The organism is Vibrio halioticoli NBRC 102217 (genome assembly GCF_000496695.1).
Lineage (GTDB): Bacteria > Pseudomonadota > Gammaproteobacteria > Enterobacterales > Vibrionaceae > Vibrio > Vibrio halioticoli.
Window position 1 is genome coordinate 1 of sequence record NZ_BAUJ01000087.1, and the last position, 11,763, is coordinate 11,763.

9 protein-coding genes and 1 pseudogene are annotated in these 11,763 nt (G+C 38.3%); 4 read left to right on the forward strand and 6 right to left on the reverse strand.

Annotated elements, in window-relative coordinates:
- Positions 1–216: 216 nt before the first annotated feature.
- The 6 genes and pseudogenes from VHA01S_RS17360 to VHA01S_RS17385 form a co-directional block, all read right to left on the reverse strand.
- Positions 217–1,587 (reverse strand): hypothetical protein, encoded by a 1,371-nt coding sequence (locus tag VHA01S_RS17360; RefSeq protein ID WP_023405650.1) that lies wholly within the window; start codon positions 1,585–1,587, stop codon positions 217–219.
- Positions 1,584–3,233, reverse strand: coding sequence for a VPA1262 family N-terminal domain-containing protein (locus VHA01S_RS17365; protein ID WP_039971375.1), 1,650 nt, complete (start codon positions 3,231–3,233; stop codon positions 1,584–1,586). The genes VHA01S_RS17360 and VHA01S_RS17365 overlap by 4 nt, the downstream gene beginning before the upstream one ends.
- A 311-nt stretch (positions 3,234–3,544) precedes the next feature.
- Positions 3,545–3,810, reverse strand: a pseudogene (locus VHA01S_RS18270) (IS110 family transposase); the annotation flags it as partial.
- 434 nt (positions 3,811–4,244) lie between these two features.
- Entirely contained in the window at positions 4,245–4,910 is a 666-nt protein-coding gene (locus VHA01S_RS17930; RefSeq protein ID WP_023405653.1) for a DUF2913 family protein, read from the reverse strand.
- A gap of 753 nt (positions 4,911–5,663) precedes the next feature.
- Complete coding sequence (locus VHA01S_RS17935) at positions 5,664–5,891, reverse strand: hypothetical protein (protein WP_023405654.1); 228 nt, start codon at positions 5,889–5,891, stop codon at positions 5,664–5,666.
- Complete coding sequence (locus tag VHA01S_RS17385; RefSeq protein WP_039971378.1) at positions 5,875–6,195, reverse strand: HipA N-terminal domain-containing protein; 321 nt, start codon at positions 6,193–6,195, stop codon at positions 5,875–5,877. Before VHA01S_RS17385 ends, VHA01S_RS17935 begins: the two co-directional genes overlap by 17 nt.
- Before the next feature lie 138 nt (positions 6,196–6,333).
- Here VHA01S_RS17385 and VHA01S_RS17390 point away from each other — a divergent pair, with 138 nt between their 5' ends.
- From VHA01S_RS17390 to VHA01S_RS17405, 4 genes are all read left to right on the forward strand, one after another.
- A complete protein-coding gene (locus tag VHA01S_RS17390; protein WP_023405656.1) occupies positions 6,334–7,818 on the forward strand; it encodes a sigma-54 interaction domain-containing protein in 1,485 nt (494 codons plus the stop codon).
- 133 nt (positions 7,819–7,951) lie between these two features.
- Complete coding sequence (locus tag VHA01S_RS17395) at positions 7,952–9,466, forward strand: AAA family ATPase (protein ID WP_023405657.1); 1,515 nt, start codon at positions 7,952–7,954, stop codon at positions 9,464–9,466.
- A complete protein-coding gene (locus VHA01S_RS17400; RefSeq protein ID WP_023405658.1) occupies positions 9,459–11,006 on the forward strand; it encodes a VWA domain-containing protein in 1,548 nt (515 codons plus the stop codon). The genes VHA01S_RS17395 and VHA01S_RS17400 overlap by 8 nt, the downstream gene beginning before the upstream one ends.
- A 19-nt stretch (positions 11,007–11,025) precedes the next feature.
- Positions 11,026–11,565 (forward strand): HEPN domain-containing protein, encoded by a 540-nt coding sequence (locus tag VHA01S_RS17405; RefSeq protein WP_023405659.1) that lies wholly within the window; start codon positions 11,026–11,028, stop codon positions 11,563–11,565.
- Positions 11,566–11,763: the final 198 nt, after the last annotated feature.

The following is an 11,763-nucleotide window of genomic DNA, read 5'->3' on the forward strand; positions in this document are numbered from 1 at the left end:
AAAAACGTATTTGATATAGTCGATTCACATACCTCTGCAGAGTGAACAAGCAGAGGAAAAATGACAAACTTTATTGTCCTCCGACAGCCCCGTGGGTTCATGGGGCGTTTACAGAGCAGTAGGATAGGTAGAGTTTAGCAGGCATAAAAAAGGCATCCAATTAACTAACTGGATGCCATTGTATGGAGTGTGACCTTTAGAGCGGATTAACGTTGGTTAGTTAATGTAAGCCTGTATGTATTGATTGTTTTGGATTGTTTCTAGTGAATAGAACCGATCTACCATCAAATAAGGCTGAGATGGACTTCTGATTATTTCATTGGCTTGAAATACGGGTTGTAACAGAGACAGTTCTAAGTTCCAGTGACTTTTTAAATCTGTTTGGGATTCATACCATGCTTCTGAAATTATATTTAATCCCTCAAGTCTCTCATCAACGAACTTCTTTCTATCCTCAGTGGAGCAGCAGTCTAGAAAATAGCGAACGATAGCATAATCTAAAGCAGATGCTTTTGTTTCAAATAAGTAAACATCGTTTTTGTTTGATATGTCAAACTTCCAATCAAACCAAATGTGGTATGCAGCTTTCCACGCAACCCTCTGATGCTCAATACTTGCGTCGTTGGCAAATGCTGTGAGGCATTTCGCAACGATTTTTCTGCATGGGTCGTTGAATTCAATACTGCGTAAGCCTATAGAACCTAAGTATTGAGTGATGGCATCAGAGTTCTTGCTCTTTGCTAGTGCTGAGCCAAGTAAATCTTGAATGTTGGGATATCTGGATGGGTATCTGGCCACAATATTCAAAACATGAGAGAAAAATTCTGAGCTTGCAGTTTTCTCTAGTAGAGAGGTAAAACTACAATCTTGATCTTGAGAAAAAGATTGCTCTTTGTGTTGAGAGAGAAGTGATGCGTAACAGCAAAATAGTAATGAATGGGACTCGGTTGAATGGGCTATATCAAGTGTTACATCAACACCTGCATGTGACATAAGCCCCCAAATCAAAGGTATATCTTTTTTATCTTCCAAACACTCTATAAGCTTTTCCTTTGAATGAACATAAAGAATAGCAAGTGCGTTAGAAAGAAGGTAGTTAATGGAATGTTTGAAATAAGGGGCACTGTGAAATGTCTTTTTATGCACTTTGGCCCAATTACCACAGTTACCTAAACTCTGGAACTCCAAAATTAGTTTTTCTCTATGGTAATCGGAGATAAATGGTTCTTGAATACCACTTTTTAGTGACTGAATGATGTTCACTGAATCTTGAATCAGAGGTGCAATCTGTTTTGAGGTGCATAGTATGTTTCGCCAAAAACACATAGGGCTAGATATTTTTTCAATTAGGAAAAAATATGATTCTAGCTTGTTTTTGGCTCGATTTTCATAGTTCAAAACAGAATCTGTCAACCACTTAATGAAGTCATTAGATGCTTGAGTTCTAACTTTATGTTGATGCCGACCTCTGCATAGCTCTCTTAAACCTAAGGGACACTCTGCGGCATTGAATTTATCGTATAAGTCGTAAGTATCGTTACTTTCAGCAATTAAAACATCACTTAGATAATTGTCATATTCAATCATAATTTATCCTTGCTGCTCCAAATAAAACACTCTTCGGCCTCTAGGGACAACCAGAGCTCTTCAAACGCATCGGCAATCATTTGCCCATCGCTTACTTTTTGGAGAATATGATGTTCTTTGCCTAAGCTATTTACAGATGTGCCTAGGGACCAAGCTACAGGGCCATGCTCGTGGTTTGGAAAAATTATAAACCTATCATGGAATCGCCAACCAAACTCAGCATACGGTGTTCGTACTTGCAAATTAATACCACTTATAGTTTCTTTTGGTAGTTCATTAAAAAACTGATGTATGACTTTAGACTTGCTTTGTTGCTCTTTCTTTTGTGTACACACATCGGTGCTACAAATTGGGCATTTGGGAGAATCGGAGGACTCTTTTACCGATGATATAGCTCTCATAGGGGCATTTGAGCACTGGTTAAAGAATAAAGTATTAATAATATCCCATTCATCTAAGTAAGGGTCCCACAACCAGACACCTTCAGAACCATAGCTATTAATCAGGAATCGAATATCTTGTAATGCTCGATGTTGTTCTTGTAACTTGTTTATACCTTTGGGGTTATATTGGACAAATTCTTTTCTTCGTAGTAATTCTTTTTGCTCCGCTTGATAAAGCCTCCGATCTAACCATTTCGATTTTTTTGTTTTCTCACCAACCAAGTTTTTGTTAGTTGTATGAACAGGGATTTCGATAGGTTTGATACTGTCTTTTTGGGGGATTACCCTCGGATAGTTATTAGCCATTCTCATATCAAACATTGCTGAGCGAATAAATGATGACCAATGAGTGGCAAGTAGAATTACATTATATTTTGAGTCCCAGACCGTTACTTTGTGAGGAGTTTCGTGTTTGAAAGGTATGATACTTTCAGAGTTCTTTTCATTTTTGTTATCGATAAAGTAGCTATCTATCGTTTTATCACGGCCTTTTTGCTCCGCTACAATAGTCAAAGCTCTAGGCGCAATATTGTCATGCCAAAAAAGGCTTACCTTTATATCTTCGCTGCCTTGTAATCCCTGAACATTGCCCTGAATGCTTGTGACGGGTATCTGAATGATGATATTCCCTAATTTGTCCGACAATGTTGCAATTTTAATAGGGATAAATTTTTGAATTTTCTCAGATAACGTCTGTATTAATACAGGGTTGCTAACTAAGGGAATTAGTGCGTCTTTTGATTCATTTTTTAGTTCAATCAAATAAGAGCCACTGTTGAAGTTATTTTTTATTATTGAGTTAAAAGGAATTGCTTCAAATGAATCAGCCGTAACAAACGTTGCTGGTGAATAACTATACTCTTCGGTAGGTACTGAATCCCCACAGCTATCCCAGCACCTTGATGTTAACACTCCCTCAACTACACTTTCAGCTTGCTCAATGGGAAGTAAATAACGCTTTATTCCGATGGACCAGCCTTTTAGTGTAGGCAGCTTTAGTTCCTTTCGAACACCTATATATGAAGGGGTGTTAAAGGTTGGTTCTTTTCGCTCCTCTGCAACTAGAATTGTATAAAGGTTTATGGGGGAAGCACCTTTGTGAGTGATAGCAAAAACTTCTGTAACTTCCAAGCAATTATAGTTACCTAAAACTCCTTGTATCAAAAGCTTTGCTAGCTCGTTAGTTGATGAGCTGTCGAACATTTTATCTCGCATATCTAAGAAAATTGCATACGGATTATGATTGTTTCACACATATGCAATCAGATTAAAGGATTGTTAGCCGAAATTGTGTTTAAAACCCGGTTAAATCCTTCATATTCAAGAAAAAGCCCTAGCAGATGATAACTGCTAGGGCTTTCACATTTATGCGAACTTAGAATCGTTTACAGGCTGTTTTCGTTTTTAAGCGGTTTCTTGATTGACTAGGGCTTCATTCAACTCACAAACCACATCAAACTCCATGCAGTGATAAAGGCTGGTCTGAATCTTTCCCCATAGGTCAGGGTGAATGTACGACTGGTAGCTTCGGCAATAGCATCGGCATCAATAAAATCATTCTTATGGCTCTTAACGTATGGCTTCACATACTGTGCAGGTATCAGCTTAATCTGATGACCATATTCTTTGCACTTTCGAGCTAACCAATGCGCACCACAGCATGCTTCCATTGCTATCGTTGTAGACTCTTGTTGTGAGATAAATTGAATGAGCTTAACTCGGGTCAACTTGTGTCGTAAAACTTCGCAAGATCTATACCAATAATTTTAATAACTGACATGATGCCACCTCTAAATGTTCATCGACATTTCTAATTTTAGCGTGAGGGTGGGGCGTACCATCTAATTAATGAGTCAATAGTTTCATGTCACAGTTCAAACCCTAATACTTTCTCCATACTCTTCAGCCTAACTCTTTTACTAGACTTACTCTGTCTATAGAATTGAGGAATACAATGAATAATCAAATATCAGAACCCAACCACATCCTTTTTGATGAACTACAAGAGCTGTATCTGAAATATAAACAGCATATTCCTGAGATAAAATCCTACGAAGAACAACTAAAGAGAACTGAGAGTAGTGAAACAAATAATATCTTCAATGATTGATTTCTGATTAATAGATTAGGCTCAAGGTCTAGCATCAGTACAAAGTACATGTGATGAATTATTCTATTTCGTTTTTTATCAGACAGATGAGTAGGGCACTTCCTTCAAAACGATGTTTTTGTGGAAGTTGAGTCTGGTGCAAGTTGCACTCTGCACTCATAGGGAGACGGCACTTGCTCACAAGTATCTTCCACCCGACATTTTCTCATATAAAGAAATAAATCCCCTTCATTTCTTGAATGCTCCACCGTAAACATCGAGTAACTTGAGAGAATATTTAATAGTACTTCTTCTTTTGCCGCTGATGCGCTAACGAGCCAATTAAGCGTATCGGTTAACTCCATATCCTTATCAAAACAACTATGTAAGTCTGTATGACAAATCCATATTTCTGGTGGTTTTGTCGTTTTTGATCGTGTAATTTCAAAATTAGAAGTGTACTGAACAGACGTTGAAAGTTGCCGCTCTATGTCTTTAACTAAAAAATAGAAATTCTCTAGGTCATTATTTCCAGTCGGTTTTTCTAAGACCCTCAAGGCCTCAATATGTAACTCTAAATTTTGCCCCTTCTTCCGTCCAAGTTGAATTAATGTCTTGATATCTTTTTTCGCTAACTTGTACTTTGGACTCTTCACCATTCCTTTTAAGTATTTGACGAGGATTTGATTTCGCTTCTCTACAGGAATAAATCTTTCGGTATAGCGTTTTTGCATTTCTAAGTGAAGTAGGCTGTGGCAGGCCACTGTTTCGATTTGGGTCGCATAACTCATGTTCGTGGGTACTCATCATTTACAGTTCTTAAATAAAAGCTGCATTATTGATTTTTGAGGACGATTGGGAAAGACAGAAGATTATTCACTCCATTCTACAAAAAAGCAAACGAGATAACTCGTATTTAATGGCTATTATATACACTAATGTCTTGACTGCTTTCTCCAAAATATTCTCTTACTAAATTTTAGCGTCGAATAACGATAAGTGAATGATTTATTTCATAAAACGCGAGAAGGGGATCTGATTGGGACTAAAACAACCCCCCTTGTTTGACAGCACACTAATGTTACAAGGTCACTTACTAAAACTATTTTTATGATGGTAAAAGCCTCAAACTGCTCTTTAGTGGTAATTAACTCTATCAGAGTTCTTTCTAAGATAGAGGGAGTATTCATACCTCAACGTGTTGGTTTATTTGCAATATAGTAGTCTCGGCTATCAATCCATTTTAAAATTTTATCCACATAGGTCATCGGTATGAGGCTATCTTGATAAATACATTTAATTTTGTTCTTTTGAACTAACAAACTCATTATCACCTTCTTCCATACCGGCGAATTAAAAAAGCGACCTCACCGCTAGGTAATTCACTTTTAAAACGCACTAAGCCGAATGAAGGTTAGTCAAAGCCTAATTGTTTCATTGCCAGCATTGTAGCGTGCTCGTTGGCCGCGAGGTTTGGGGAAATTGAAGGGGGAAGGTTTAAGAATAAATTGCGCTTTATGCTCGACCATATTTAACAAACCATGTTAATCAAGTGCTAATGATAGCTTGGGTTGATAGCCCGATATACTCATACCTTTTTGTTTTTTGGGGCCTTCAATTAAAAAATCTTCACGAGAAAAGGGGAGTTCCATTTTGTTTCGGCTAGAGCCGAGAAACGCATTTACTTCTATTCGTAAATATTCATCTTGATAACGGCTATTGTCATCAAGCTTTGCAAGACTGATTAAACTTCTATCAGAGGGATACATCATCTAGCCTCATTAATTGCACAGCTCCAAGAAGATCATAACCATTGGCAATGAGCATACCAAGCCAGTCCAACTCATCAATTTTCTGTTGCTCAGAAAAACTCTTCTTAAGCCATCCTTCAGGTGCCAGGCTTTTAAAATACGGGTGCAGTTCTTCGGTTTCAAATCGACATGTACTCACTGGTAAGCTGATTGACAGTAAATGACCACGATAGTTTTCATCATACTCGAACACATAACCATTTACGTCCTGAGTTAAAACACGACAAAAATCACCATAAAGTAGCACTTTTACTTTTCGATCCAAATATTCCTGCAGTTCAACTCCGTGATAGCCAATCAAACACAGTGCCAGGAAGCAGTAGTGCTTTTCAATTGAATATCAGCTTAACTTTCAATAAGGTAAGCTAAATACCCATATAGTAAAAATAATTACGGATGAAAAATGGCAACGTTACTCAGTTGGCTTGGCAAAACCGATCTAGACCAAATGAAACTAGATAAGTGTGCCTCTATTGCAACAATTGCCCTGAAGGGAATAACCCTAGATAGCATTGTGATCCTTGCCAGTACTTGGGAAGACGAATGGGACGACTATAAAGTTTGGTTGGAGAAAAAGCTGTCTTTCGAGGGGCGAGCCAAAACTTCAGTAATTATTCAGCGAGTTAAATTAGCATCACCAATAGACTATTTATCTATAACCCAAGTAATGCAACAACAGTTGAATAAGGCATCTTCTAACTCAGAACAAATTTATCTGAACCTCACCTCTGGAACGCCAGCAATGACTGTTGTTTCTGTTTTACTCGGAAAAAGTATTGCAAAATGTCAGTTGCTTCAAACATCTCCTACAGGTGATTTAATCAAGGTTGAGATCCCCATCGACTTTGCTACGGAATACACTAAATCCTCTAACGTTGCAATACAGTCTCTTGCTTCAGATAATTCTAACTTAAACCCCGCATTTGAAACAATTACAGCAAAGTCAAACATAATGCAGACTGTAGTAAAAAAAGCTCATAGACTCGCATTATCTGATTTACCTGCACTTATACTTGGTGAGAGTGGTTCGGGAAAAGAATTAATGGCAACAGCCATTCATAAAACAAGTAATCGCTCTGAAAAGCCATTTGTAGCCGTCAACTGCGGTGCTCTACCAGAGAGTTTGGTCGATTCAATTCTTTTTGGTCACGTAAAAGGGGCATTTACCGGCGCAGATAACAATCACGCTGGATTGTTTGAACAGGCCAATCACGGTACTTTATTTCTTGATGAAGTGGGTGAACTACCACTTAACGTACAGGTGAAATTGCTACGAGCGTTACAACAAAATGAGATCACGCGAGTAGGTGATACTAAGTCTAAAGAAGTTAATGTGCGTGTCGTAGCTGCAACACATCAAAATCTATTCAAAATGATATCCGAAGGAGCATTTCGTGAAGATCTCTTCTACCGATTGGCCGTCGGTGTTATCGAAATTCCTGCTCTTAGAGACAGAACAGAAGATATTCCTATTCTTATCGAAACACTCATTGCGAACATTAATAAACAAGCAGAAAAACACCCACTATTTAATAGTAAGAAAATTTCCCATGACGCAATAAAATTTGCACAATTTTATCCGTGGCCAGGAAACATAAGAGAACTCTGGAACACACTAAACAGAGCTGTTTTATGGTCTGAATCAAATACTATTTCAGCCCAAGATCTACAATCTTCGGTCTTAAGTACCAATGAAAACCCGTCTAGCACAAATACATTTTCCATCCCCGGAGATATTCAACAACATATTGATAAAATTAAGGAAATTGCGATTAATTCAGCCTTAGAATACAGTGGAAAAAATAAATCTAAAGCGGCAGAAGCACTAGGGCTAAAAAGTCACCAGACATTAAGCAGTTGGATGAAAAAACTCGGGATTGAAGAGTAAAACTAGCAAACTAAAAGTAAACTGGCATAACTATTGCATACTGATATCAGGAGTAGATATATAGAGCTTCAAGTAGCCGCAATACAACATTACTATATTTTTTCGCTAATCATTTGAATACAAGGATTTTATTGTGACAACGACAGTATGTGCAACAACAATGAATAGAAAAGACAAACTTCAAACTCTAATGGCTCAAATAAACTGCGGGTTACTAGAAAGAGAAAATCAAGTTCGACTAATGATACTTGCTGCACTTTCAGGTGAGCATCTGTTACTCGTTGGACCACCTGGAACCGCTAAAAGTGAATTAGCTAAACGTTTGAAAAGCATGTTTTTTGAAGCTAACTATTTCGAACGTTTAGTTACACGCTTTTCCGTACCTGAAGAATTATTTGGTCCATTATCCATAAAGGCTTTAGAGGAGGATCGTTATCAAAGATTAACTAGCGGCTATCTCCCTGAAGCATCAGTCGCTTTTATCGATGAAATATTTAAAGCAAACAGTGCAATATTAAACAGCCTTTTAACATTGTTAAATGAACGTCAGTTTGATAATGGCAATCAAAGAGTCAAGGTTCCGTTAATCTCTGTTGTAGCGGCCAGCAATGAGTTGCCTAAAGGAGAAGAGCTCAGTGCTTTATACGATAGATTTATTTTACGCTCTTATGTGTCGCCTGTGTCCACAGAGTCATTTGATGAATTACTGAACGGAGCGCTAGAGGGATTCGAGCCAGCACTCAATGTCCGATTGAAGATTGAAGATCTAAATGAGGTACAGCACTTAGCTGATAAAGTTGAGTTAACTGTAGCAACAAGAGAAGTATGTAGAGAGTTCCGCAATTACCTAGCGTCACAAGATATTTACGTATCTGATCGACGTTGGCGTAAACTCGTGAAATTAATGAAAGTGTCAGCGTTCACTTCTGGATTTAACGAAACCAGCATCTACGATACTTGGATTTTACCTCATTGTTTATGGGAACAACCAGAGCAGTTTGAAGGCCTACAAGAGCTCTATAAACGATCGGTGACTGTCGGCGGGAAAACACCACCATCACGCCTATTACAAGTTTTAAGTGCATGGGAAGGTAAGTTAACAACAGAAAGTAGCCCACATAAAACAGATGCTCAAGGAACGTTACTCTATATCGATTGTGATGGTAATGAAACGACTAAAAAGTCTAGTGAGCGTCAAGCGACGGATAAAAATGGTAGATCGCTCTATAAAGACTATAGAGGAAATAAAACTCCGGACAATCGCTATGGTGACTATGAACCTTGTATGGAAAAAGTAAACAACGATCCATTGGTTGGTAGTGTGCAGTTTTCCAAGGCTCATATCGAGACCCGAGTATTAAGCGTTCAGAAAATAGCAAATAACATCGATCAGTACATTGGTACTGTGAGGCTAGAATTGCAGACAGTTGAACAATACTTCAATAGCCACCTTTGGTTAGATTACAGGTTGTTGCCAGAAATTGTCGACTCACTCAATGAGTCATTAAAACAGGCCGAAAAGCTTTTAGATAGAGCTAATAAACTTGTTGATGGGTTTAGCCGTCTGCCGTTGGAGGAAGACCCAACCTTAGAGATTGCAAAGCTAGTTTCTTCTGATGATCCAGTGGAAGGAGAGTTGTGTGATTAGAGAAACGGGTCAGGTTAGCTCTCCGTTATTGAACTTGGATAGCCAATTTACATGCCTCGACAATGTGCCGGAGAAATTTCTTCCAGCTGTTATTACAAATACTAATGGTGAATTAGTCGAGCGATGCGAGTCACTAGTTAATTCCAGAAATGAACTTCTTGTGGGGGGGAATCTGACGAGTTTATCGCCCTTAGCCCCCCAGTTACTAACAGAAGCGATTGGTAAAGTGATACAAGAAACTGGATTGAGTCGATACTGCGCACAGAGTGAGGAGGTCACGGATGTGTTGCTTTCAGACATTCTTACTGCAATAGACAAGCTTCAATCTAAGGCGACACCTTTGATAACCGACTTGATTAAGAAGCTAGAAGATGAAGCGTTAAACCAAATTAAACAAGCTTTAGAGAAGAGAAAAGACAAGCACAAACAAACTAAACCTATTTCTCTGACTAGAATTCAGCAAACAAAAATTGCCGAAACTGCCTCAGAGGAGATCTGGCAGCAATTGCTATCTGAACAGGGTACTGTTGATATTTTGCCTGATGTATGGAAAGAAAGGCTAGCGGTATGGGCTCAATTAGAAGAGGTATTTACTGAACTTGGTCTGATCACAGGTTTAGGCTTTGACTTATCAAAAGGCGTTTTCCAAAGCCATGGTTGGCTCGATATTGTTCGGTTAAACAAGCTTGTTAAAAAACTTCCCAATTTACGTAATTTGATTCAAGACTTAGGGCGTGATGAGCAAGCAGAAGGGTCAGAACTTGGAGAGATCGTAATCAAAATGAGTGTCGCTTCTAGACATGAGAAGTATATAGCGACACCTCTTATTCCAATGGAGACCAAAGGCATTACTCGCTCTGATTCGATTTCTAGAATGTTACCTCAAGAAGCCTCACTGTTAACCAATCCAGTACTCAAAAAACTCTGGCATGCCAAGCGAGCCGAGCATGCTTTAGTATCTTACTCAGTAGAAGGGACCGAAGTTCTGGAAACAAAAGAACAGCTAGAGCAAGATTCAATTAAAGAAACACAAGGACAAGCAGAAAATAAAAATCGTGGTCCGATGGTAATTTGCTTAGATACGTCGGGCTCTATGCGAGGTTTACCAGAAAATATAGCGAAAGCTACGGTCTTAGAATGCTTAAAAATGGCCTACAAAGAAAAACGGCGCTGTTATGTTTATCTTTTTGGAAATAAGAAAGAGGTTAGTGAACTTGATCTGACGTTAGATACTTCAGGGTTTAATGACTTGCTTAACTTCCTAACGATGTCTTTTGGTGGCGGCACTGATGCTGAAGAGCCACTCAATAAAGCTCTAGAAAAATGTGATTCGGAAGAGTGGTATAAAGCAGATATATTGCTAGTGAGTGATGGCGAATTTCCTGTGTCTTCAGGTCTGAGTAGGAAAATAAGTAACCGGAGAGAGAAGCAGGGACTACAAGTCCACGGCATCCAAATAGGCAATTCTCATTACACCTCAATGAATAAAATTTGTGACCCAATACATTACTTTTCTGAGTGGGTTGACCTTAAAAATTAATAGCATTAAAGGAATTACTATGTGCCAAGCAAAAGATGTGTTTGATGTGTCTATTTTGGACGCAGAAAGAATTTTAGAAGCCTATGAACATATGAAAAACATGCCGGAGTTCGGAAGAGATCCAGAAGAATTAAAACGCGCAGCTCTGATAATGTCTTTAACTGCATGGGAAACGTATGTTGAAGACAAGGTGAGTGAGGAGGTTAATCTACAAAGCAGAGTACTACAAGGCTCTCAGCTAGGTGACTTTATTGCTAATTCGTTAGAAAAAGAACTAAAGTTCTTCCACACGCCAAACAGTAAAAAAACCAAAGATATCTTTGAGCGTTTCCTCGGTATCGACGTTACAAAATATTGGTCATGGCCTGGCTATGAAGATCCAGATAGAACTCGAACTAAACTCAATGAATGGATCAAAAAACGCGGTGATGCAGTGCACCGTTCTGTTTCTGACAAGCAAACCTCGCACTTAATTAGTAAACCAGAAGCAGAAAAATGCATTAAATTTTTGAAGAGCTTAGTTCAAGTTACTGATACAGCAATCAGCCAAAATCATTAAATAATGTCCTTAAGTTTCTAGACCCTGTAATTAATTAGCATTTTAAATATTCTTTCTAAATCTAACTGAATCATCTTAATCAGGCACATACGTTATGTTTAAGGTGATTATAGAATTTTCGCCGTTTAGATTTTGGCTCCCTTTTTAGATACTTATCCAAAAGGGGGCTATGATGATATATTAAATCAACCTATTTAA